Source organism: Micromonospora sp. NPDC003241 (genome assembly GCF_053589795.1).
On sequence record NZ_JBSFSO010000016.1, the window covers coordinates 111687 to 135486 of the forward strand.

16 protein-coding genes, 1 tRNA gene, 4 pseudogenes and 1 CRISPR repeat array are annotated in these 23800 nt (G+C 69.7%); of the genes and pseudogenes, 11 read left to right on the forward strand and 10 right to left on the reverse strand.

Going from position 1 to position 23800, the window contains the following annotated elements:
* Positions 1–13: 13 nt before the first annotated feature.
* The 5 genes from ACWDVW_RS15820 to ACWDVW_RS15840 form a co-directional block, all read right to left on the reverse strand.
* Positions 14–2329, reverse strand: a complete 2316-nt coding sequence (locus ACWDVW_RS15820) for a DUF3488 and transglutaminase-like domain-containing protein (protein ID WP_449949006.1) — start codon at positions 2327–2329, stop codon at positions 14–16.
* 41 nt (positions 2330–2370) lie between these two features.
* Positions 2371–3528, reverse strand: coding sequence for a DUF58 domain-containing protein (locus ACWDVW_RS15825; protein ID WP_449948965.1), 1158 nt, complete (start codon positions 3526–3528; stop codon positions 2371–2373).
* A gap of 16 nt (positions 3529–3544) precedes the next feature.
* Positions 3545–4540 (reverse strand): AAA family ATPase, encoded by a 996-nt coding sequence (locus ACWDVW_RS15830; protein ID WP_396749443.1) that lies wholly within the window; start codon positions 4538–4540, stop codon positions 3545–3547.
* 25 nt (positions 4541–4565) lie between these two features.
* Positions 4566–7187 (reverse strand): fibronectin type III domain-containing protein, encoded by a 2622-nt coding sequence (locus tag ACWDVW_RS15835; RefSeq protein WP_449948968.1) that lies wholly within the window; start codon positions 7185–7187, stop codon positions 4566–4568.
* A gap of 204 nt (positions 7188–7391) precedes the next feature.
* Positions 7392–8249, reverse strand: a complete 858-nt coding sequence (locus ACWDVW_RS15840; RefSeq protein WP_449949011.1) for a hypothetical protein — start codon at positions 8247–8249, stop codon at positions 7392–7394.
* A gap of 13 nt (positions 8250–8262) precedes the next feature.
* On the opposite strand from ACWDVW_RS15840, the gene ACWDVW_RS15845 reads away from it, so the two are divergent.
* Both ACWDVW_RS15845 and ACWDVW_RS15850 read left to right on the forward strand, forming a co-directional pair.
* Positions 8263–8508 carry a hypothetical protein gene (locus ACWDVW_RS15845; protein WP_449949014.1) on the forward strand — a complete coding sequence of 82 codons (246 nt, stop codon included), beginning with the start codon at positions 8263–8265 and terminating at the stop codon, positions 8506–8508.
* A gap of 507 nt (positions 8509–9015) precedes the next feature.
* The gene (locus tag ACWDVW_RS15850) at positions 9016–9426 is read left to right on the forward strand and encodes a hypothetical protein (protein WP_449949016.1); all 411 of its coding nucleotides are present in this window, start codon (positions 9016–9018) and stop codon (positions 9424–9426) included.
* An 845-nt stretch (positions 9427–10271) separates the two neighbouring features.
* Here the strand turns inward: ACWDVW_RS15850 and ACWDVW_RS15855 are convergent.
* Positions 10272–10739 (reverse strand): annotated as a pseudogene (locus ACWDVW_RS15855) (tetratricopeptide repeat protein); the annotation flags it as partial.
* A gap of 209 nt (positions 10740–10948) precedes the next feature.
* On the opposite strand from ACWDVW_RS15855, the gene ACWDVW_RS15860 reads away from it, so the two are divergent.
* The 4 genes and pseudogenes from ACWDVW_RS15860 to ACWDVW_RS15875 all read left to right on the forward strand — a co-directional run.
* Positions 10949–11032: transfer RNA gene (locus tag ACWDVW_RS15860), tRNA-Leu, on the forward strand.
* Between the two features lie 101 nt (positions 11033–11133).
* Positions 11134–11625: a hypothetical protein gene (locus tag ACWDVW_RS15865; protein WP_449948971.1), complete on the forward strand. Its 492-nt coding sequence runs from the start codon at positions 11134–11136 to the stop codon at positions 11623–11625.
* Positions 11622–12635, forward strand: coding sequence for a tyrosine-type recombinase/integrase (locus ACWDVW_RS15870; RefSeq protein ID WP_449948973.1), 1014 nt, complete (start codon positions 11622–11624; stop codon positions 12633–12635). The genes ACWDVW_RS15865 and ACWDVW_RS15870 overlap by 4 nt, the downstream gene beginning before the upstream one ends.
* A 1-nt stretch (position 12636) precedes the next feature.
* Positions 12637–12714, forward strand: a pseudogene (locus tag ACWDVW_RS15875) (GntR family transcriptional regulator); the annotation flags it as partial.
* A 211-nt stretch (positions 12715–12925) separates the two neighbouring features.
* Positions 12926–13381: a CRISPR direct-repeat array (repeat unit 28 nt; unit sequence CTGTTCCCCGCGCACGCGGGGTTGATCC).
* 677 nt (positions 13382–14058) lie between these two features.
* On the opposite strand, the pseudogene ACWDVW_RS15880 reads toward ACWDVW_RS15875, so the two are convergent.
* Positions 14059–14354, reverse strand: a pseudogene (locus ACWDVW_RS15880) (transposase family protein); the annotation flags it as partial.
* Positions 14355–14357: 3 nt separating this feature from the next.
* Here ACWDVW_RS15880 and ACWDVW_RS15885 point away from each other — a divergent pair.
* From ACWDVW_RS15885 to ACWDVW_RS15900, 4 genes and pseudogenes are all read left to right on the forward strand, one after another.
* Positions 14358–14783: pseudogene (locus tag ACWDVW_RS15885) on the forward strand (transposase); the annotation flags it as partial.
* Positions 14784–14934: 151 nt separating this feature from the next.
* Positions 14935–15624 carry an SAVMC3_10250 family protein gene (locus ACWDVW_RS15890; protein ID WP_449948976.1) on the forward strand — a complete coding sequence of 230 codons (690 nt, stop codon included), beginning with the start codon at positions 14935–14937 and terminating at the stop codon, positions 15622–15624.
* A 16-nt stretch (positions 15625–15640) separates the two neighbouring features.
* On the forward strand, positions 15641–17725 hold the full coding sequence (locus ACWDVW_RS15895; protein WP_449948978.1) for an AIPR family protein: 2085 nt from the start codon (positions 15641–15643) through the stop codon (positions 17723–17725).
* Positions 17673–19079, forward strand: a complete 1407-nt coding sequence (locus tag ACWDVW_RS15900) for a serine/threonine-protein kinase (RefSeq protein ID WP_449948981.1) — start codon at positions 17673–17675, stop codon at positions 19077–19079. The genes ACWDVW_RS15895 and ACWDVW_RS15900 overlap by 53 nt, the downstream gene beginning before the upstream one ends.
* Positions 19080–19142: 63 nt before the next feature.
* Here the strand turns inward: ACWDVW_RS15900 and ACWDVW_RS15905 are convergent, their stop codons facing one another.
* Entirely contained in the window at positions 19143–19913 is a 771-nt protein-coding gene (locus ACWDVW_RS15905; RefSeq protein ID WP_449949009.1) for an IS5 family transposase, read from the reverse strand.
* A gap of 664 nt (positions 19914–20577) precedes the next feature.
* Entirely contained in the window at positions 20578–22116 is a 1539-nt protein-coding gene (locus ACWDVW_RS15910) for an endonuclease NucS domain-containing protein (RefSeq protein WP_449948984.1), read from the reverse strand.
* 893 nt (positions 22117–23009) lie between these two features.
* Here ACWDVW_RS15910 and ACWDVW_RS15915 point away from each other — a divergent pair.
* A complete protein-coding gene (locus tag ACWDVW_RS15915) occupies positions 23010–23567 on the forward strand; it encodes a hypothetical protein (protein WP_449948987.1) in 558 nt (185 codons plus the stop codon).
* Here ACWDVW_RS15915 and ACWDVW_RS15920 read toward each other — a convergent pair.
* The coding region (locus tag ACWDVW_RS15920) for a transposase (RefSeq protein WP_449948989.1) at positions 23531–23800 on the reverse strand (270 nt) is incomplete at its 5' end. The genes ACWDVW_RS15915 and ACWDVW_RS15920 overlap by 37 nt on opposite strands.

Here is a 23800-nt window from a genome sequence, read left to right on the forward strand (position 1 = left end):
CGCCGCCCGAGGGTCACCGGTGCCAGCGCAACGGCCCCGGGTGCACCGACCAGAGTAGCCGTCGCCACCAGGACCGCCCGGCCCGCAACCGGCTCGTGTAGGCCCCGGCGGCCCCGGCGGCGGCATCGGCCTGTTCCTCGGTGACCGCACCGGGAGCGAAGCCGACCTGGTTGACCAGCCGGGCCAGGTCGTCGACGGCGACGTACGCCAGATTCGTCGGCCCGCCCTCGATATCCCCGGCCACGCCGATGGCCCCGGTCGTCCCGGTCCCGTGGCCGGACGCCTGCGCGATGTCGGCCCCGATTCCGGCGTCGGGTCCGCGTGCAGTGTCGGCCCTGAGTTCGGTGTCGGCCCTGGATTCGGTGTCGGTCAGGGCCTGGCGGGCGCGTGCGGCGACCTCGCTGGCGGACAGGTCGGCGGGCACCGGCTGCCCGGCCAGCCGCAACGCGTCGGTCAGCTCCCGCCAGGCGCCGACGATCCGCTGTCCGGGGTCACCCCGCGACAACCGGTCCCGGGTCTGTGCCCGCCGCAGCACCGCCAGTGTGGCCAGCACGCCCACCACCACGAGCAGCAGTCCACCGGTGGTTCCGGCGGCCAGCACCGACCTCGGCACCCCACCCGAGTGCTCAGGGCCGCCCGGGGCCGCCTGTGCGGGGGGCGAGGCGGCCGGTTCCAGCGTCGGCTCCGGCTGCTCCGAGGGTGGCGGGTCCTCCGGCTGGGGCCGGAAGTCCTCCTCCACCGGACGGGGCTCCTCGTCGGGGCGGGGCAGCGGATCGAACGACACCCACCCCAACCCCTCGAACAACACCTCCGGCCACGCGTACGCATCGGCGGCCCGCACCGGTCCGGTACCCGGCGCGGCGAACCCGACCACCACCCGCGTCGGCAACCCCGCCAACCGACCCAGCACCGCGAAGGAGGCGGCGAACTGTTCCGAGGTGCCGCGCTGCCCGCCGGCGTTACGCGGTCCGAAGAGGAAGAACCCCAGATTCGGGTACGCGTGCCCGCTGGGGGCGTCGGCGACCAGCCGGTAGTGCTCGGCGAGCCACTGCTCGATCGCCGCCGCCCGCGCGTACGGGGCGCCGTTCTCCTCCACCAGTTGGGCGGCCAACCGCCGTAGCTGCTCCGGCACTCCGTCGGCGACGTGCAGCACCCGTGCCACCTCGTCGCCCGCCGGTGTGTTCGCGGTGGCCAGCAGGTTCACATCCGGGCTCTCCCGCGCCGAGGTCACCGTGTACCGCAGTCCGGGGGAGAGCCCGTCGGGACGGATCAGGGTGCCGGTGGCCGGGTCGTACGCCACCCGGGCTCCGGACACCTCGACAGGTGTGGGGACTGCGGGCAGGAGCCGTCCGCTGAGTTCGCCGACGGTGATGTCCTGCCGAAGGGTGTCCACGGTGGTGTCCGGGGACGGGTCGGGGGCGGGCAGGATCCGTCCGGCGTTGCGGTAGGTGGCGCCGACGCGCCAGGTGACTCCGTCGTAGTCGCTGAGCACCGCCAACCGGATCCGCACCCCCTGCGGGGGCGCGGTGGCGTCGGCCCGCTCGGTGGACACCTGGAACAACTGCTGATCCGGGTTCAGTGCCCAGCCGGAGATGCGGATCAGCGGGTTCTCGTCCAGCGTCTGCACCTGCGGCGGCTCCACGTACCGGCGCGGGTCCACCGGCCGGGTGTCCACCAGTGCGGCCACCGCCGGGCCCAGCACCGCGGCCATCGCCACCACCACGGCGGTGCCGGCCGCCGAGGCGGCGGCCAACCGGAGTCGCACCCGGGCGCGTACCTCCGGGGCCAGAGCCGCCACCGGGTCGGGGCCGGCGGGCCGGGCGGAGACGGCCAGCCCGAGCGCGGCGACCGCCACCAGCGCCACCGTCGCGCCGATCGCCGGTGCGGCGTTGGGCCCCACCACGTAGACGGCACCGGCGTAGAGCAGCACCGGCGGCAGGTAGCCCAGCAGCACCCGCCCGGCCCGCACCGCCACCTCCGCCCCGGCCAGCCCGGTCAGCCACGCGGCGACCACCGGCAGCAGCACCGTGTCCGGGGTCGGTTCCACCGGGATCATCGCGGTCAACAACCGGGGGATCGCGTTGCGGGCGGCGTCGCCGACGATCTCCGCGAAACCGCCCGGAAGCTGCGCCCGGCCTGCCGACAGGTGCAGGCACCACGCGGTGTACCCGGCCATCGCCAGCACCGACACCGGCGCCACCAGCCACGACGGCAACCGCCGCGCCACCACGCTGACCAGCACCGACCCGAGCGCCGCACCGGCCACCAGCAGGGTCAGCAGCGTGTCGGCGTACACCCGGCCGAGCACCACCCCGGCCAGCGTGACCATGGTGACCAGGGCCAGCGGCACCGGCACGGCCCGCAGCCGGCTCACCACCGCCGTACCCCGTCCCACTCGGCGGCGAAGGCCGCGCCGTCGGCCGCGTCGACGACCACCAGCCCGGCCGCGTCCGGCGGCGTCGGCTCGGCCGCGCCGAAGACCCCGACCACCACCGACGGGTACGCCCCGCGCAGCGCGCCGACGTGCCCCAGGTCCTCGCGGCCACCGGGGCCGGTCAGGACGACCAGGGTGTCGCCGAGGCGGTCGCGGCGCAGCCGGGCCGCCGCCTGCTGCACCGTGCCCTCGGTCTGCAGTGACACCGCCGCCAACCGGTCCAGCGGCCCCACCGCACCGTCGTCCTCGACGTGGTCCGCCGGTGGTGCGGCGACGAAGAGCAGCACCACCGGCAGGTCCTCCCGGACGGCGGCGGCCACCACCGACGCCGCCGCCTCACACGCCGACTCGAACGACTCGGCGACCCCGTCCACGCGGTCCGGATGGGCGGCGAGGCGGTTGTCGACCAGCACCACGATTCGCGGCAGGCTGGTGTCCACGTTCTCCCGCACCATCAGCTCGCCCACCCGGGCGCTGGTGCGCCAGTGCACCCGCCGCAACTCGTCGCCGACCACGTACTCCCGCAACGAGTCGAAGGTGATCGAGCCGTGCGGGACGGCGTCGACGCGTCCGTCCAGGCTGCGCCCGGCGCCGGTGGGCACCGCCGACAGCGGGTGGATCCGTGGGTGCACCCAGACCGGCACGCTGTCGCCGTAGGAGCGGGCCAGCACCACCAGACCCAGCGGATCACGGCGGGTGACGCGCAGCGGCCCGACCGGCACCACCCCCCGCCGTACCGTCGGGACGTCGTAGCGGACCACGGTGTCCGTGCCGGGGCGCAGCCGCAGCACCGGCACCGGCACCACCTGGTCACCGCAGCGGTCGGTGGCCAGCAGGTTCGCCGCACCCCACCGCCCCGCGTTGCGGACCGTCACCGTCATCGCCGCCGGGTCACCTCGACCCACCCGGTCCGGGTCCGCCTCCCGCCGTACCTCCAGTCGCGGCCGCCGGGCGGCGGTCACCGTCGCGACCGCGACCGCGCCGCCCGCCGCCACGCCGAGCAGCGTCAACTCCGGGTACGCGAACCGGAAACCGGCACCGGCCAGCACGACCGCAGCCACCAGCAGCCCGATTCCCCGGGCGGTGATCCACACGACAGACGCCCGGCGGTCAGGGAGTCGCCGGGGCAGGCTGCCCCGACGGCAGCGGCACCGGCACCGAGGCGACGGACTGACGCAACACGTCGGCGGCGGTCACGCCACGCACCTGGGCGTCCGGGGTGAGCAGCAGCCGGTGCGCGAACACCGGCTCGGTCAACGTCTTGAGGTCCTCCGGCATGATCCAGCCCCGACCGTCGATCAACGCGTACGCGCACGCCGCCCGCGTCAACGCGATCACCCCACGCGGGCTCACCCCCACCCGCACCTGCGGATGCGTACGCGTGGCAGCCGCCAACCGCACCGCATACGCGTAGAGCGGCTCGGCGATGTGCACCCGGCGGGCCATCCGCACCATCTCGCCCAGGGTGGCGGTGTCGGTGACCGCCGCGAGCGCCTCGGGGGACCGCACCGTCGCCCCGCGCAGCACCTCCACCTCCACCGACTCGTCCGGATACCCCACCGACAACTTCACCAGGAACCGGTCCAACTGCGCCTCCGGCAACCGGTACGTGCCGTCCATCTCCACCGGATTCTGCGTGGCCACCACCAGGAACGGCTGCGGCACCGGATGCCGGACCCCGTCGACGGTGACCGTGCGTTCCTCCATCACCTCCAGCAACGCCGACTGCGTCTTCGGCGACGCCCGGTTGATCTCGTCAGCGATCACGATGTTGGCGAACACCGGCCCCGGATGGAACTCGAACCCCCGGGTCGCCTGGTTGAAGATCGTCACCCCGGACACGTCCGACGGCAACAGGTCCGGCGTGAACTGGATCCGCCGCCACTGCCCCTTCACCGTCGCCGCGATCGCCCGCGCCAACGTCGTCTTACCCACCCCCGGCACGTCCTCCAACAGCACGTGCCCCTGCGCGAACAGAGCGGTCAGCGCCAGCCGCACCACCTGCGGCTTACCCAGCACCACCGAGTTGACGTTCTCGGCCAGCCGCGCGGCGAGGGCGGCGAAACCCTGCACCTCCTGCTGGGTGAGCGGTTCGTGGCTGTTCACGGTGGTGCTCCTCGGCCGAATTGGATCAGCAGGTGGGCAGGACGGCGATGTCGTCCCCACCCTCCAGGTTGAGCCAGGCCCAGGGGATGTAGTTACGTCCGCTGTACTCGACCTGCACCCACCAGGTGCTGCGCTTGTCGTTGTTGTAGATGTAGGCGTACACCTCTTCGCCCCGCACCCGGCAGTACGCCTTCAACCGGTTACCCGGCCGCGCCCACCCGGCCTGCCGGTCGTTGTCCTGCCGCGGCACCGAGAAGATCTCGTTGCCGTTGCGGCCCTCGCGGTCCCGATCGCAGTACGTCCGCTGCTCGGGCTCCGGGCCGTTGTTGCAGGTGGCGATCCCGAACAACGCATCCGTCTCCTGCGCCCGACGGGCCGTACCCTCACCGGCCGCGTTCGTCGCCGTCACCGTGAACGTGTAGTCCGTCCCCGGCGACAGGCCGTTCATCGTGATGCTGGAACAGGGACCACTGCGCGCCGTCTGACCCGACCGGGCCAGGGTGCACGTCGCCTGCCCGCCACCGGCGTCCACGGTGAACGTCACCGTCGCCGACGTCGCGGTCGCCGACGACCCGGTCACCGTCACCCGGGGCCGCGCCACCGTCCGCGCCGTCGTCGTGGCCTGCGGACCTTCACCCGCCTCGTTGACCGCCCGCACCCGCACCGTCACGTTCTGTCCGTCACCCAGGTCACCGACCGTGGTCTGCGTGTCGGTCACCTCGGTACGCCGCTCACCCACCTCCACCACGTACCCGCTCACCGGCCGACCGTTGGCCGCCGCCGGTGCCCACTGCACCGACACCGTCCCCGACCGGTCCCCGACCGTGCCGGCCCGCAACTCCACCGGCTCACCCGGCACCGTGAACGGCACCACCGTCTCGCTGACCGGCGACGACTCCGACGCCGCACCCTTGTCGTTGACCGCCACCACCGTGAACGCGTACTGCGTGCCGTACTCCAACTCACCGGCCTTGACCACCAGCTCCTCACCGGTCGCCTCACCGACCGGGGCGTTGGTCCCCGCCGACATCGCCGTCACCGCGTACCGGGCGATCCGATTGCCCTGCCCGTTCGCCGCCGGCCAGCTCACCACCACCGTGCCGTCCGCGCGGGCCTGCGCCGACACACTGGCCGGCGCGTCCGGCACCGCCGCCGTCGGCGTCACCGGATTACTGGTCCGCGTCGGACCCGCACCCTCGGCGTTGACCGCGTGCACCGTGAACCGGTACGTCTCCCCGTTGGTCAACTCCTTGATCTGCACCGACCGCTGGTTCGCGCCCACCTCACGACGTTGCCCGGCGCCCTCCACCACATACCGGATGATCTCCGCGCCGTTGGCCGGCGCCGGCCGCCAACTCACCCGCGCCTGCGCGTTCCCGGCCGCCGCGCTCACGTTGCGCGGCGCACCCGGCTTACCCACCTGCGGCTTCTTCGGCGGCGGAGGCGGCGGCGGAGGCTCCGCCGGCGGATCACCACCGAGCACGTCGTTGGCGTACTTGTCGACCTCCCGCACCAGGTGCGAATCGTCCACCACGCGGGCCGTCGCCGCCTCCGGCGCGTTGATGAACAGGTGGTTCTCCCGTACCTCCAGGTCCAGCGGCCCCCGCCACCGACCCCGGATGGTGTCCACCAACGTGCCTGCCGCGTCGAACGCGTACACCGTGCCCGACGCCTCGTCCGCACAGTAGAACCGGCCCGCCCAGGCCACCGCCGGACTCAACCGGTCACCGTCACCCGGCACCGTGAACGAGCGCACCTCACCGGCGTCGGTGATCGCGTGCACCTGCCGCTGCCCGGCCACCGTCACCGGCACCACCGGCCCACTCGTGCGCACCGGCATCGTGCCCGGCCCGGTCAACGTCTGCGCCAACGCGGTCCGCCGCGTCTCACCCCGCACCACCGTCACCAACGCCCCGGCCGTACGGTCCAGCACCGCGACACCGTCGTCCAGCGTGGAGACCACCAACTCGTGACTTGGCCCCGCCACGTCGTACGTCTCCACCCGCTGCGGCCCCACCTGCGCGTTCCCGGCCGACTTGGACGGCAGCACCGCCGGGGTGATCGCCGAGACCGTGCCCTCCGCCGGCACCGCGATCCACAACCGACCCTTACCGTCGAACGCGCCACCGGTGATCCCCGGTGGATACCGCACCGGCTCACCCACCGGCGCCAACGACCGAGGATCCAACTGGCGCACCACACCCTGCACCGCGTCCACCACGAACGCCGCGTCCTCGTGCAACGCCACACTCACACCCAGCCCCGGCGCCGTCGGCGTGGTCGCCGTGATCTGCAACGTCGCCAGGTCCAACGCGCTGATCTGACCGGTGTGCAGATCCCGCAGCACCAACACCCGGTCCGTCTGCGTGACCTGCATCGGATGCCGCCGACCCGCCGGCACCTCCACCCGCGTGTCCACCCGCGCGGTCACCCCGTTGACCCGCGCCAACTCACTACGCGCCGAACTCCACAACCACGAACTCGCGTCGAAACTGGCCACCGCGTTGTCCGCCGACCCCAGACCCAGCACGGTCAGGCCCATCGACGCCAGCAACGCCAGCACCGTCCCCACAGTGACCAGACCACCGCGCACCCGCGACCGGGATCGGGCGGTACGGGTCGGAACGGCCTCGTCGGTGCTCGCCACAACCGGCTGCCTCTCGTATCGTCCTGGCCGGTGGCGCCCCCAGACGGCGACCCCTCCCCTGAACCGGGAGCCATCATATGGTCACGCCACGCACCCCGGGAACCCACACCGTCCGCCGATGAACACCCAGCGTGGCGTGTCGTCGGCGTGTCCCGCCCCGACTGTCCCACCAGGACCCGCCCGCCCACCGACCGTGAGCGACGCTCAGTTCTGACCCGCGCCCGACTCCCGCGTCGTACACACCTGACTGGACGTCGCGAACTCGTTCGTCCCGTATACCGCCAACACCGTGAAGCAGTAGTCCACTCGCGAATTCAACCCGTTCACCGTGTAACTGGTCTGCCCCTGACCCACCGTGGCCAGCACCCCCAACGCCTGCCCGGCCCGCCCACCGGCCACCATGAACGGCACCAACCCGTCCGACGGATCGGTCCACGTCAACCTGATCGTGGCCGCATCATCGCGCAACTCCAACCCGGTCGGCGGCGGACCCGGATCCGCCGCCGCCGACTCGGCAGGCGCCGTCGGCGACGCCGCCTGCCGGTCGTTCATGATCAACACCCCGAGCCCGATCACCGCGACCAGCGCCACCACCACGGCCACGATCGCCACCACGATCGCCGCCCGATTCCGCCCCGACCCCGACTGCGCCACCGGGAACGCCATGCCTCCCGCCGACGCGGACTGCCCCCCACCCGGCTGCCCCCAGGCCTGTGGCGGGTACGCGGCGCTCTGCCCTGGTGGGTATGTCGCCTGCCCGGCCGGGTCGTACGGCTGCTGCCCACCAGCCGCCTGCGGATGCTGCTGGTGCGGGTACTGGTAGGGCTGATGCTGGGTGGGTTCGCCTCCGGAACCGTGACCAGCCGTGCCCGCTGTCGGCGCGGTGCTGGTACCCGGGTAGCCGGGCGGCCCGTAGCCCGTCGGAGGGCTGCTTGCCGGGGCGTAGCCGGAACCGCTGGCCGGTGGGCTGCTGGCGGGGGCGAACCCGGAGCTGCTGGTCGGGGCGTATCCGGGCCCACTCGTCGGTGGGCTGCTGGTCGGGGCGTACCCGGGTCCGCTCACCGGTGGGCTGGTAGTGGGGTTGTACCCAGGTCCGCTCGCCGGTGGGCTGCTGGCGGGAGCCCATCCGGGTCCGCTGATCGGTGGGCTGCTGGTGGGGGAGTGGCTCAGACCATGGGCCGGCGGACTGCTGGCGGAAGCGAACCCCGGTCCGCTCGCCGGTGTGCTGCTGGTGGGGGTGTACCCGGGGCCACTTGCTGGCGGGCTGCTTGTCGGGGCGAATCCGGACCCACCTGCCGGTGGAGTGCTGGTCGGGGCGTAACCCGGTGGGTCGCTGGCGGGGACGTGGCCGGGTGGGCCGCTGACGGGCCCCGGGGCGGTCGGTCCGCCGGTCGCCGGGTAGCCGGTCTGCGGGTAGCCAGACTGCTCGACAGCGGGGGTGTAGCTGAAGGGCCCGCCAGGCGGCGGGTAGGTCGGTGCTCCGCTGGCCGGGGGGTAGCCAGGTGAGCCACCGGTCGCCGGATAGTCGGCCGGTGAATGGTCGGCTGGGCCGTGGAGCGTCGCGTCGCCGGTCGTCCCACTGAAGCCCGGATAGCCGGGCGGTCCGCTGGCGGGCGGATGAGCGAGGGGTGCGGAGCTGAGCGACGGGTAGCCGGTCGGCCCGCTGGTTGGACCCGGCTGGGGCAGAGGCGCGGTCAGATCCTGCGGCCCGGACGTCGAGCTCGTGGCGGGCATGCCGGGGAATCCCGGTGCCGGCGGCTGATGGGTCGAACCGGGGTAGGGGGGAGGCGGCGCGTTCACGGGCGCCCAACTGCTCGGCGCACCGCTGGTGGGTGGCGCGCCGACCGGCGGTGCACCAGCCGATAGCGCACTCGTCAGCGGCGCACTGCTCGGTGAGGTGCTCACCGGTGGCGGGATGACGGGGAGCACGCTGGTCGGCGGCGCGCTCGTCGGTGCTCCACTGGTCGGTGGTGCGCTGATCGACGGACTGCTGTTTGGTGGTCCGCTCACCGGTGGTGCGCTGATCTGCGGATTGTTGCTTGGCGGTCCGCCGGTAAACGGACTGTTCGTCTGGACCGCACTCGTCGATGGTGAGGGCGGTCCGCTGGCTGGCGCTCCGCTTACCGGGGCGTCGTTCGGCGGAGCGTCGTCCGGGCTCGCGTCCGAGGCTGGCGAAGCGGTCTCTGGGAAGCGGCGAGCCCGTGCTGCCTCCTCGGCCAACAGCGGGCCGATCTGCTGAACCCGAACGGTCGGGCGCGTCCACTGCGGCCCACCGGGCGAGCCGTTCCCCTCCGGCGTCGCCTGCCCGTCGGGCGACGTCTGCCCATCGGGTTGCCTCTGCCCGTCGGGCGACCTCTCCTTGTCCAACGCCCCCGGCCCGACCGGCGTCCTCGGCTCGGCTGGCCCTCCTACCAGGGCCGAATTGTCGACCTCGCCTGGTGCGCCTGACGATGCCGATGTCACCGGCTCGGTTGCCACCGCTTTTGGTTCGGTTGGCGCCGCTGACTTGCTTGACGGGGCCGAGTCGGCATCGTCCGGCGTCGAGGCGTCGGGTGCCGGCGGTGTCCGGAGAACGCTCGTCTCCTCGTCGGCCTCCACGGGCCGAAGGCGCGCCGTCGGTGCGGCGGACGTTGCCGGGTCGGGAACGGTGGTCGGTACCGGCGGTGGTGGAGCCTCGCTCTCGTGGACCGGCAGCCTCAGCGCGATGGTCGGCTCGGCTGGCTCGGGCGACGCGACTGGGAGAGCAGCCTGGTCGTGGAGGGCCGTCCGGGCCAGCGGCACCGTTGGAGGCTCCGGCACGACCGGAGGCGGCGGTATGCGCGGCGGTCCAGGCACGACCGGTGGTGCCGGCGGCATGCCAGGGGCATGCGAGCCCGGTACGGCGCGCGGGTGCGGCACGGCAGGCGCCGGTGGTGCCGAGGCCGGGGCGGACGAGCCAGCGGCACCCTCGCCGAAAGTGGAAGTCGACTGGCGGAAGGATCCGGCGGCGGTCGACGCGTCGTGCGGCTTCCAGGCGGTCGACAGCACCGCCAGCGAGATCGTCGGCTCGTTCAGGACCCCGTGCGTCGGCGTGGGCGCCGGTTCCGGCTGGCGAGGTGCGGGCACCGCTGGCTGCGGAGCCGGAGCAGCGTCGCCGAGATACTCGCGCGCTGTGCGTACCGCCGGATGGTCGGCACCGAGCACCGCGGGGCCGGCAGCGGCCACGCGCGTGTAGTTGCGGCGGGCCTCGTGGCGGTTGCCTAGTTCGTCCGCGACGGACCCCAGCTCGAAGGCCAACGCCAACATCAACGGGTCGGCATGCGGCCACCGCCGCTCCCCGGCCGCGAACGCCTCCTCCAACACCCGCCGCGCCGCGCTCGGATCGTCGGCCTCCCGGTGCAGCCTCGCCAACAGGTGCGCGGTGCTCAGCGCGTCCGGATGATCCTTGCCGAGCGACGGTGGCACGGACTCGACCACGTCGGTGAGCAGCTCACGGGCGGCGGCGAGATTGCCCGCGCCGCGCAGCGCCAGAGCCCGCTGCTGGGCGACGGCCAAGGGAGAGGCTTGGGACACACCGCCATGCTGCCGGGTGCGGGTACCGCGACGCCAGCCGGACCCGCACCGACAGGCCCGCCAGGGCTGGTCAGAACGGCCGGAATCGGCCTCGGGATGCTGATGTGCATGATCCACCGGCGGCGTGTACAGTAACTCCCCGTGCGGCCCGCTGGGCGGCCTCCTGGTGATGGATCACCGAGGTCGACACGGTAGGCTGGACATAGCAAGTCCGGGTGGCGGAATGGCAGACGCGCTAGCTTGAGGTGCTAGTGCCCGTATAGGGCGTGGGGGTTCAAGTCCCCCCTCGGACACAAAAACGCGGCGTTTGCGCCCAGTTCTACGTGCTGGTGGTCAAGCATGCTTGACCACGCGAATCTTCTCTTCTTCACGGTGGCTGCTCGGTTGGTTCCGGGTGGTGGTGGCCGTGGTTGACACCTCGACAGGCCCGGTGATTCCACCGGTGGTCCTGTCCGACCTGGGGCCGGCGGCCGAGCGCTCGACGAGCGGCGGGTTGCGTCGTGGTCCGTTGCCGATCTCGTCGCTGCCGGAGCCGCGTCCGAGTACCCGCGTCTACGGTGTGGCTGCGCTGGAGGGCAGTGGCCGGCTGCGGGACCGGTTCGTGGTGGGTGCCCTGGGGTGGCGGCCGGGTACCCGGTTGGACATTCGGGAGCGCGCCGGGATGGTCGTGGTGCGCGGTGATGATCAGGGTGTGTTCCGGCTGACCGGTCAGGGGCATGTACGTCTTCCCGCGGCGGTGCGGCATTGGTGCGCTCTGACGCCGGGCGACCGGCTCCTTCTGGTGGCGGATCCACCGGTGGGGCTGCTGCTGGTGTGTCCGGTGGCGACGCTGGACGAGATCGTCACTCAGGCCCATGCCGCTGTGCTGGCTGGTGGTGTGTCGTGAGTGGTGCGAGTCGAGCCGAGCTGGACGCGGCGCGGTTGTTGTTGGCGCGGATGGGCATCTCGGCGGCGGACCTCGTGGGAGCACCGGCGGACCGTCCATTGGCGCCGACGTTCGCGGAGTATGTGCCGGTCGTGTCGGCGGCGGTCAGTGTCGGGACGCGGCGGGCGTATGGCTCGTACTGGAAGCGGGTGGTGGAGCAGTGGGGGCAGCGTCGGCTGGATGAGCCGACGCCGTCGGAGATCGAGCAGCTCGGCGAGTACGTCAAGGCACATGTGGTGGCCCGCCGTAATGCGCGGGGTGGGCGTAGTGCGGTGGAACATCTGATCGCGGCGTTGCGGTGCCTGTACAAGCGGGCGGTAGCCGACGGCTACATTGCGGCGGCGGATGATCCTGCGGCGAAGGTGGCCAAGCCGCGTCGGTTGCCGAGTACTCGGCGGGCGGTGGCGGATGCCCGGTTGGCGGAGATCAACGAGGTCGCGGCCAGTACCGGGGATGATCCGGTGTTGGACAGTCTGCTGTTGCGGTTGCATACGGAGACGGCGTGTCGGCGGGGTGGGGCGTTGGCGTTGCGGCCGGTGGACCTTGATCCGGAGCAGTGCCTGATCCTGCTGCGGGAGAAAGGCGACACGACGCGGTGGCAGCCGGTGTCCCCGACGCTGATGCGGCACCTCCATCGGCACGTCACCGACCGACACGCCCCGCCTGCGGGGCAGTTGCTGCGGTACCGCGACGGGCGGCCGATCAGCCGACGGCGTTACGACCATCTGTGGGTGCGGATCGGTGAGCACCTGCCGTGGGTGTATGTGCAGCAGATCAGCACCCACTGGCTGCGCCACACCACGTTGACGTGGGTGGAACGCAACTTCGGCTACGCGGTAGCCCGCGAGTACGCCGGCCACTCCGACAGCGGCAGCAGCGCCGGTACGACGGCCACCTACGTGCGGGCAACGCTGCACGAGGTGGCACGCGCCCTGGCGGCGTTGACCAACGAGCCGCACCCTCTCGCTTGACCTGCACACAGTGCGGGTGCTGGTAGACGAAGGCTTGGTCTACGTGGTGCCCGGCAAAGGCACGTTCGTCAAGCCGAAGGCGCAAAAGCCGTCGACGCCACTTCCGCGCTGCTGTGGCGGTGTCTGCCGAGTGCCGGGCCTTGACGCGAAAGCCGTGTCCGACCAAAGGCCATTTCATGGAGAGTCGGCGGTACCTGGTCACCAATGGTCGGTGGTGCGAGGAGAGGATCTTGGCGAGGGAAGTGAATGAAATCAGCGTTGATGATCTTCATCGGCCCAGGTCAGGAAGTCTGTTCCCCGCGCACGCGGGGTTGATCCGTACACCGGCAGTTCCTGGCCGCCGTTGTAGCCCTGTTCCCCGCGCACGCGGGGTTGATCCCGTCAACCTCCCCGCCTACCGGGCCGTCGCCGCCTGTTCCCCGCGCACGCGGGGTTGATCCCGTAATACCCCGGGCCCCGGGACCGCCGCGCGGCTGTTCCCCGCGCACGCGGGGTTGATCCCGCAGGAAGCCGGACGGCGCTCCCGACGCTGTGCTGTTCCCCGCGCACGCGGGGTTGATCCCACCCCGGCGTGCTGTCCATCTGGATCGCCCGCCTGTTCCCCGCGCACGCGGGGTTGATCCGAACTTGGTGAGGTCGGCGCCCTGGCAGGCGGCCTGTTCCCCGCGCACGCGGGGGTGATCCCGAGCTGTCCAAGAAGAGCGTCATCGACCAGGCCTGTTCCCTGCGCACGCGGGGGTGATCCCAAGACGACGTGGAAGGTCGCCGGACAGAAGTCCTGTTCCCCGCGCGCGGGGGTGATCCCGCGTCCGCGCCGGCAGGTCCGGTGTTGGCTGCCTGTTCCCCGCGTACGCCGGAGTGATCCCGTGTCCGTCTCCCGGTAGTCGTCGAACTGCCGCTGTTCCCCGCGTACGCGGGGGTGATCCGGGCGGACACGGCGACCCGTCCGGACGGTCCGCCTGTTCCCCGCGCGCTTGCGGGGGTGATCCGAGGACCGCGACGGGGTGAGCCGCGCAATGGGAGGGACCAGGACGCCTGAGATTCGTGGCCAGGCAGCAAGCCGCAGCAAGATCATTGTGCACAGATCTGGCACAACTGAGGCCGGAAAGCCCTGTAAACGTCAAGAGTCGATGAAGGTTGCCGCCCTGGTCAGAGGCCAGAAGTGCCCGAATCGGACCGACTTGTTGGCGGCAATCGGTGTCAGGGGTTCAAATCTCCTCAGCTCCACCACAGAGCCGCGGGTCAAGGGCGAGTTCTTGATCATCCGAGAACCCGCCCTGATCACTTGGCCGTCATTTGACCGGCGGACGGAGCCCCAGACCGTGACACGTGGCGGGCAGACTCAAGCCAGACGGGTGGGATGGGCGACAGCGGCAGCCCGGACAGAGCGTCACGCGGTGGCCAGCTGTCCAGGGATTGCATGACGCGCCACCGCAGCGACCTGGGAAATCAACCGGGACGTGCGACGCTGGTGGCGCTCCAGAACCCCGGAAGCTGTTCGCGGAACGTGCGACGGCAGCCCTGCGTCGGGCATACCGGACGGCGTACAAGGACCCGCACTACTGCCGGCCGGGCATTGACCGGCACGTCTGCCAGAGTCCGCTGGTGATACCCGTGCACCCGGCCCGTCACCGCCTCGCAGCCCGGACTTGCCGCAGTCCCTTCAGGAATCCGAGCCCGCACCAGGATCCGCTCGCCCTCGTCCGTGACCTCATCGATTGCGTCGGACGCAAGCGGGGCATCGTCACCGACACCCTCGGCCTGCTCCTCGCCGTCGCCGTCACCGCCGCCAGCATCAGCGACAACACCATCGGCATCAACCTGCTCGACCAGGCCAAAGCCGCCCACCCCGCCCTGGCCAAGACCTGGGTCGACGCCGGCTTCAAGAACAAGGTCATCGAACACGGCGCCACCCTCGGCATCGACGTCGAAGTCGTCAGCAAGGACCCGAACATCCGAGGATTCTCTGTGGTCAAACGCCGCTGGATCGTCGAACGCACCCTCGGCTGGATCATGCACCACCGCCGGCTGGCCCGCGACTACGAAGCCCTACCCGACAACTCCGCCAGCATGATCCGCATCGCGATGATCGACAACCTCACCAAACGCGTCACCAACGAACCCACCCCAACCTGGCGAGACATCTGAAGGTGGCATCACTCGCAAAATACGTGAATCAGACGCCCTCTTAGCAAGTGAAGACGTGCCTTCCTGAGTGGAGGTGTGAGCGGTTTGGTGAGCAATGGCATGATGCGGCCTAGAGGAAGCGGGGCCGAGGAGCGGGCAACCGGGGGTGCCAGTGCGTGAGGTCGTCTATCTGTCTACGGGTAAGCTCAACGAGTTCGTGCCGGAGCCGCGCCGCGCGCTGCCCAACGTCAAGGTGCACGCTGGCGGATCCCTCGCCGGGATTGAGATGGCCATTCCCGCGCCGGACAGCGCGCGGGAGGTGCGGCGTCACCTCAAGCGGGTTGAAAAGCGAATGGCGCGTGACACACCTTGGCACACCGAGCCTGGTCTCACTCCAGGCCGCTGGGTGAGGTTCGAGGCGGCATTGGACTGGGTGACGCTCCGCGGCAGATACCAGGATCTGGTGCTGTTTGTAGACCCAGAGCACCCCCTCAGATCCAGCTCACGGCGGCTGCTGCTGCACGGCTCGGCCCGGCACTTGCGGGGCCGCCCACCGGTCCAGGTCGACGGCCCCGCCCTGACTGGTTTGGACGGCCCCGGCCACAGCGCGGGCACGATCTTTGTCACCGAGGCCGGGCACGTCGTTAGCGCACTGGCACCGGATCCGCTCGAGACACCGAGTGGGCCGCTACCCCAGGCTGGTATCCGGGACCTGCTCGCGGCCCTAGACGCCCAGCGCCTCGAGGTTGACACGGCCGCCGTGGTGACCGGCCTGGCCCGGGTCAGCGCCCTGCTGCCAGCGGCCGCTGATGACGCGGGTTGTTTGGTGGCGAGCCCGCTGATCGTGGAATACGTCAACTAGTTCGCTGGAGGCCACCATGGAGGACCGGACCGACGCGCTCGAAGGCCTGCCCCTGGAGGCTGGGCAAGTGCGTGCCGCCCTGACCCAGGGTTTTGTCGGCCTGCTCGACCTGGATGATCTCCCGGAGCTTCCCCCGACGCAGCGCGAGCGGGTCTTCCTCACCCGGGCGCTGGCCGCCAGAGCGGTGCAGCTTGTCTCGGACTGCACCGCGGCGCAGGCGGCGCAGGCGGTCACCGCCGGGGCCGGCGACCATGGTTTCGACGCCGTGTTCGTCTCGCCGGCGACAGCCGAGATCTGGCTGATTGAGGCGAAGTGGAGCGACCAGGCAACCGCCCAGTTTACTGCCCCTGCCATCCGGCAGATGCTGCACCGTCTTCAGCAGGTTGTCACACTTGGGCATGACCGGATCGACGCGGTGCTTGACGCGCCGACCGCACGGATTCACCTGGTGCTGGCGGTCCTCGGCAACGACGGCCTCTCGCCCGAAGGGCATAATCTGTTGACCGAGACTGCGGCGGACTTTAACCGGTTTGGTGAGCTGCTCGACTTCCGGGTTCTCGGTGTCGCCGATTTTCATGCCGCCGCGCGACGGGACGTACTGCCAGCGCCGGTCTCGGTCACCGCCACGCTCTCCGGCGGCTGGCACTTGAACTCCACTCCATACCAGGCGTATATGGGTGCGGTGGCCGCCGACGAGGTGGCCGGGTGGTATGAGCAGTACCGCGAACGGCTCTTCGAGCAGAACGTGCGCTACCCTCTGGGCCCGACCGACGTCAACGCGGCCGTGACCGAAAGCCTGCTTAACGACCCGCAGGGCTTTTGGTACTTGAACAACGGCATCACCGTGTTGTGCGACGCGGTCCAGGCCGACTTCTTCGCCCGACGCGCGCCGGGCCATCCGGTCCGCTTGAAGCTGACCGGTGCTCGTATAGTCAACGGTGCGCAGACGGTGGCCGCCGTTCATCAGGCGCACAAACAGAAGCCGCGCACAGTCGCAGAAGCACTGGTCGCGGTCCGGATTGTGTGCATGGACGGGGCTCCGGTCGATCTGACGCAGCGGATCACCCAGGCCACCAACACACAGAACCGGGTAGAGCTACGCGATTTCGCCGCGCTCGATCCCGTGCAGCAGATGATCCGCGACGACTTCGCGTTGTCGCTGGGCAAGGCGTACGTCCTACGGCGCGGGGAGCCGGTGCCGGCGCCGGCCGCAGGGTGCAGCGTGACGGAGGCGGCCCTTGCCCTAGCCTGCGCCCACCCAGATGCCGCAATGGTCGCCCGCTTGAGGCAGGACCGCGATGTGCTGTGGCGCCGTGGCCCAGGCGGGGTGTACCCCCGGCTCTTCGGTAGTCGACCGAGCGCGCTGCAGATTTGGCGTTCCGTGCGGCTGCTACGCGAGGTACGCGACGCGCTGGCCGCCCTAGCGGACGGCTTGGCCGACAGTGACCGGGCGCTCGCCTCCCGGGCCGATCTGTTGATCGCCCACATTGTCTTTCAGCTAGTCGGCAGCGAGGACGTCGACGAGCCGGGCGACGAGTGGGAGGCCCGGATGGCGGCCGTCGTAAAGCTGACCGGTTCCGTGCTGGCCGCTGTGACGGATCAGCTAGCCGATCGTTACGGCCGGCATGCCTTGATCGCCCGGGCCCTCCGCGACGAGCAGGGCTGTCGGAAGCTGGTGGCAGGCGTGGTGCGGTCGCTGGAGCAGGTCGACCCGCCGCCAGCCCGTGGGCGGCGACCTAACGCTGTCCGGCTGCTAGTCGCCGGCGGACTTATCAAAGACGGAGCCCAGCTGGTCTACCAGCCAGGCAGCACTCCGGAGCGGGATGCCCTGCGCGGGTGGCTCGGCGAGGCCCCGGAACGGCGCCTGGCCACCTGGGTTAACGACGCCCGTAGGCCCCTCGTCTGGGCGGTGGACGAGCAACGCTATTCGCCGACCGGGCTGGTAGTGCGGATGTGGGAGCAGGCCGGGTGGGCAGAGCGGCCGGTCGCGGTACAGGGCACCCGCAACTGGTATTTGCCGGGCGAGGGCACCCTCGCCGAGCTCGCTGGTGAGCTACGAGTGGACGCGGACGCGGCAGGCGACGGTCCTGGTGCGCGGTGACCCCCATGTGCTCGACAGGCGCTACGAGCTGCGCCAACGCCTCGGTGGCGGCGCGATGGGCGATGTCTGGCTTGGGTATGATCGTCGGTCACGGCGAGCTGTTGCGATCAAACTGATCCACCGTGAGTGGCTGGATCCCCGGCAAGGGTCGGAGCTGGCTGAACGTTTCCGGCGGGAGGCCGGCCTGCTGGCGCGGCTGCACCATCCGGGCATCCCGGCGTTGCTCGACGTCGGGCTAATCAGCGAGTACCCCAGCACCGGTGAGCACACTGGCGCGACAGAGGACGCCGGTGCAGGCCAGCCCTACCTAGTGATGGAATACATTCTCGGTGAGACTCTTGCGGAGATCGTTCAGGAGCAACGTCGTCTGCCCGAAGAGCAGGTCGTGTCGATCGCCGAGCAGATCTGTGACGTGCTCGAGTACACCCACGCGATTCCGGTCGTCCACCGCGACCTCAAGCCGGCAAACATCATGCTGGCCAGCCGACGGGTCGTGGTGCTGGACTTCGGCGTGGCCCGGATGTTCCGGACCGACCAGGCGCGGCTGACGCAGGGCAACCGGGTGCTGGGCACGGTCGGGTACATGTCGCCCGAGCAGTGCGCCGGGCGCGACGTTAGCCCGCGCAGCGACCTCTACTCGCTGGCCTGTCTGCTCTACGAACTGCTCACCGGGATACCACCGTTCACCGGTCCCGACCCGGCCACGGTCATGTATCACCACCGGTACCGGACACCGGAATCGGTCGGTTTGCTACGCCCCGGCGTTGCCCCGGCTCTAGAGGCGGTCATCATGGCCGGGCTGGCGAAACAGCCCGGCGAGCGCCCGGCAACGGCTCGCGAGTTCCGGCAGCGCCTGGTCGGCCTGCCCGGTCAGGCAGGTGGGGCGGGTGCCGCCGAGCAGGTCGGGGACCGCCAGGCGGCCGAGCCCTTCTCCGTCGAAGTGCGCATCATTCAGGCGCAGGCGCTCTTCGACGAGGGACTGATCGGTGAGGCCCTGCCCAGGTTCGCTCGGCTTGCGCGTGATTTGGCCGGCCTCGGCCCGCAGCACACCGGCGACCTTGCACGATGCCGTATCCTGCTCGCCCGCTGCCGAACGTGTCTGGGGCATCCGCAAGAGGCGCTCAAGGACTTGCAGGCTCTTGCCGGCCAGCTGGTTCCTGCCCGGCCCGCTGACGATCCGCTGCTGCTGGAGGTGCGGTTCCGCGCAGGACAGCTGCTGATCGACCTGGGTCATCAGCACGGCGTCAGCGAGCTCGCCGAGGTGTACCGGCTGCTGCGTAAAGCTGACCGCCCGCAGGATGTGGCGATGACTGAGGAGGTCCGCCAAGCGTTCAACCGCGTCACCCTGAGCTGACGCGTCGCGGCCGGCTCAAAACGCAAGTTACAACTCCTAACTCTTTGAGTGTTGGAGTCTGCGTCAGCAGGTGATGGCGTAGGCGAGGGTGAGGGAGGCTTCGTGGATGTCGTAGCGGATCTCCCAGCGGATGCGTAGTCGGCGGAACCAGTGCAGTAGGGCGATGGTCTGCTCGACGACCCTTCGTCGGGTGCCGTGGCCGGAGCCGTGTCCGGTGCCGCGTCGGGCGATGGCGGGGGTGATGCCCTTGGCGCGGAGTTGGCGTCGGTAGCAGTCTTTGTCGTAGCTGCGGTCGGCGTGGATCCGCTCGGGCCGTTGGCGGGGTCGGCCGCGGATGCCCTTGATGGGTGGGATCTTGTCGACCAGGGGCATGAGTTGGGTGACGTCGTGGCGGTTGCCGCCGGCCAGACTGACGGCGAGGGGGATGCCGCCCGCGTCGGTGATGACGTGGTGTTTCGAGCCTGGCTTGCGGCGGTCGACCGGGCTCGGACCGGTTTTTGGGCCGCCCTTGAGCGCCCGGACGTGGGAGCCGTCGATCACCGCCCGCGACAAGTCGAGCTGCCCGGTGGCCCGCAGTCTGCCGAGCAACACCTCGTGCAATCGCTGCCACACACCGGCGTCGTTCCAGTCCCGCAACCTGCGCCAACACGTCATCCCCGAGCCGAAGCCGAGTTCCTGAGGCAGGTACTCCCACGGAATCGCGGTGTAGAGCACGAACAGGTTCCCGCATAACACCTGGCGGTCATCCAGAGGCTTGCGACCGGGGTACCGGTACCGGCGAGGTGGACGGGGTGGCAGCGGTTCGACCTCGGCCCACAAGTCGTCCGAGACAATCCACGGCGGCTGCTCACCCCTCCTCACGTTCAGACAGAACGACCCTCACGTCCCCGCGGTAACGCCCAACCTCATTGAGTTAGGAGTTGTAGGTCGTCGCCTACACCGGCAACCCCGACATCACCATCATCGGCTCGCGCAGCGGACTCGCCGTCCTGATGCTGTGGGTAGTCCTTCAACAATTAGGTCGTATGGGCCTGTGCACGGGCGGAGTCGGGACGCGACGCGGCACAGTACGCCCACCAACGCTTGCTGGAGATCGGCTGGCCGAGCTGGCGCAATCCCCACGCGCTGACCGCTGTCCTGCGTACGCCGCCGCCGGCGGTCCTGGCCGCCGCGTGCGCGGGAAGCAGGACAGCCACTGCCCGGACGCCAGCGGACGGACGGGACCATCCCCGCTTGCGCGGGGAGCAGGCGTCTCCCACCGATTCGGTAACCGGGTCAACCGGACCACCCCCGCGTGCGGGGGGAGCAGACTTCCTGACCTACGGCGCTATAGATTAAGTATGTCGGTTTCCTTCACTTTGATTCGCAAGATCATCTAAATCCTCTTCGTGGGTCGGACCGGAACCGTAAGTTGACCATTGGGGCGAGGCATTCGGGTTTGTGACCCTCGTGCGATGCCCTATTCGACCGGCTTGCCTCCCGCCACGCCGCTTGAACACTAGCCTGCTCTCTGGATGTGCTGCTGAAGCATGAGCGCGAACTCTTCGAACTCATGTCGATTCTTCGTTACAAGTTCGGGTGCCGGTTCGCAGTCGTGCCAGAACGGCGCACCGTCAATCATCTTCTCCGCCGGTCGACGCAAGAGTTGGTTGTCCTCATAATCCAGCACGTCGCCACTCGCGCGCTCCTCGCTCCCTTCAAAGACTGCGTAGCGGAGGCCTAGTTCGCCGATGAATTCAAGATCAGATCGCCATGATTTGCCGTAGGCGCGTTCTATCCACCACGTCTGCGGATCGCCGTAGACGACCTCGAACGCGAGGAAGACACTCCGAAAGGTGCGGGCGGATACGAGACAACCTTCAAGCGTCCGCCGCTTGCCTCCAGCATTGGCGACAACCTGAAGGCCCGGCAGGTAAGCGCCCAACTGATCGGGCCAGCCGAAGGCGAAGGCCGCGACGAGGTCGCAGGGGTTGAAGATGTCGATGGACACCTCCACCTCGTGCCCGTCCGACGCGATCTCCTCCAGCCAGCCGGTGACGATGATCGACCAAGACTCGTTCCCGGCGAGAGCGAGTTGGACTCGACTGATGAGGCGATCCCACCGCTGGTGGTGGCCGGTTCGCGCTGTGCCGTGGAAGTGCGCGTCGGACAGCCCCCCAGTCGTGGAGCTGTCGCCGACCAGGTCTTCGTCGGTGAAGACCAGTTCGTCGGTGAATGCGCCCGTCCGCCTTACGGCGGTGATGTGCCATGCCGGATTTTGCCGGATCGTCGCGAGGCTGTGCGGCGCGACATCTTCGAGCATGAATCCGGCATACTCCTGGCATAGGTGGTAGAGGGCGGCGTGTTCAAGTTCGTAACCCTCGCGGGCGTCGGACAGGTCGTAGCCGTGCTCTTTCGCCAGACGCGACAGTTCCGCTGCCTGAGGGCTTTCTGGATTCATCCGACCCAGAACGAGGTACACGCCAGGGTCGTAGGTGCGGTGCCGAAGGTCGAAACCGACCAGGTGCTCCACGCCGACGGCCGCGAGGCGGCCAGCAGCCCATCGCCAAGCCGCATCCACGTCACCACTACGGGTTTGGATAAGCACTTGTACCGGGGTTGGCGCGACTAGCAGTGCCTCCTCAAGCGGGCGTAACTCCTGCGCGGCAGTCGGCGTGACGCCGTCAGAGTCGAGGGCGAGACGGTAACCGCGAAGACTCACGGACCATTCTCTGGCGGCCTGGCTAAACGGAGCGAGTAGCTCGCGCCACGTGGTGGAGACGATCACGGTCCGCACGTCGGCAAGCCCGAGGCCCTTCGCCCGCTGGAACAGTTCGACATACTTGGCCAGCTCGTGCAGGGCCTCTCGCGCTGTAGAATCGCTCCGCTTCAGCTCGATGATCACGAAGCAGCCAGTGGCATCCCGGGCCAAGATATCGATGAGCCCACGGCTCCCTACGTCGCTTGGGAGCGGATAGTTCGTCGCGACAAACATCAGCCCTGGTTCGATCAACTGTAGTTGCTTCGCAAGCTGGTCTCGAATGTCCTTCTCGCTCACTGCCGCAGCCTACGACGGGCGGCACCTCGCGACCGACCCCCAACAGGTGTCCCTGGCGCCTGGGCTGTTGGATCGCCGACACGTCGGGCCGTCAATGGGCCGGCCCGACGTAGGCGTAGCGGGATACACCAGCGTGCGTCCATGTCACGACCGGCGCATACGGGTGATGGTTCGTCTTCCCTGGCAGGCGAACTCCTACACCGCAGCGCTGTCGATGACGATTTAGCTATCAGTCTGATGCTGCCGTGAGGTCGGGGTCGTGAGGGCCTGCGGTGTGCGACGGCGGACGAGGTTCAGACATCGGCGGTCTCCTCACCGGTGGAGGTGGTGGCGAAGGCGAGTAGGTCTCGGAAGGTCTGGAGGCGGCGGCCGGCGAGCAGACGTCGTCCGTCGTTGGCCTCGCAGGGGTGTTCGGGGGTGGTGCGTGGCTCGTGTTCGGGCAGTGGGGCGAGGACGGCAGGGATGTGCTGGTGGTGAGACGGCCGGCGGCGCGAGCGGCGGCTGTGACCGTGGCGCGGTAGATGACCTCACCCGGAGGGGATGGTGCGACGGTGAGGCCGACAAGCAGGAACCTGCCAGGGCGCAGCAGAGGCCGCCAGCTCAGCCCTGCTGTGGCCGCGCTGTCCGCGTCGCGGCGTCGACTACGAGGGCGGCTACGAAGAAGTCTGGTACGAGGATGAGTGGCACCACGAGGAACACTGGCGCGAAGACTGAGCCCGCCGGGGCGTTACTCGCGGCGATCCTCGGCGCCGGGCTACCGTCGCGCGGTGTGGTGCGGGGGTTGGGTATCGTCGCTCCATTTGGCCGGATGCCCGCTTCGGGGGGCGGGATACCCGAGTTTCCTACTGCCGCGCAGTAGCCTCGACGCTCTGAGACCCGAAGGCGGTGGAGTCGTGCAGGGCAACCAGGGCAGTGCGCGGAGCCTCGAAGATGTCGTTCCAGTGATCTCAAGTTGGGTCATCGGCGCGCTAAGCGATTTCCGTGCGAGGGACCTGGACCTCTTTGACTACTCCGTAGGTGAGTGGTCCTGTGCCTTCCGAATTGCTGTCTACCTCGAGCAACGCGTTGATCCAGAATGGCACGTAGACAGCGAGTACGACAGGCAGGGAATTCTCGGTCAGCAAAAAAAGCGAGGTCTGGACTCCGGCGCCCCGAGGATGCGGCCGGACGTTGCAGTCCATCGGCGCGGGTCGGAGGATGTCCGAGACAACCTGCTGCTCTTGGAGATCAAGAGGATCTGGGCGCCAGGTGGCGATCCAGACGACCTTGCGAAAATTCGCCAAGCTGTGTCTGGTGAACTCAGTTTTCAGTATCAGTTTGCGGCAGCCATCGGTCTGGGCGACTCGGGGTCGTCGTTCGATCCGACATGGACGCTGATGGCGGCCGGTGGTGTGGTGATACAGATCTTGAATGGTCAGGTTGTGTTGGGTTCGAGGGTCAGTCCGGTGTGAGCAAGGAAGCTGTCGAGCAGGTCGGTGCGGTACTGGATGCTTTTGAGCCGGTTCTTGATGATCGCGAGGAGGTGATCGACGCCAGTCACGGCGAGGTTGCCGATGCTGCGTTTGAGGTGGGACCACACCGCCTCGGTGGGGTTCAGGTCCGGGGCGTAGGCCGGTAGCCGGATCACGGTCAGCCAGTCCCGGGCGTCGATCATCTGTTGCATGGCGGCGGAGACGTGGGTGTT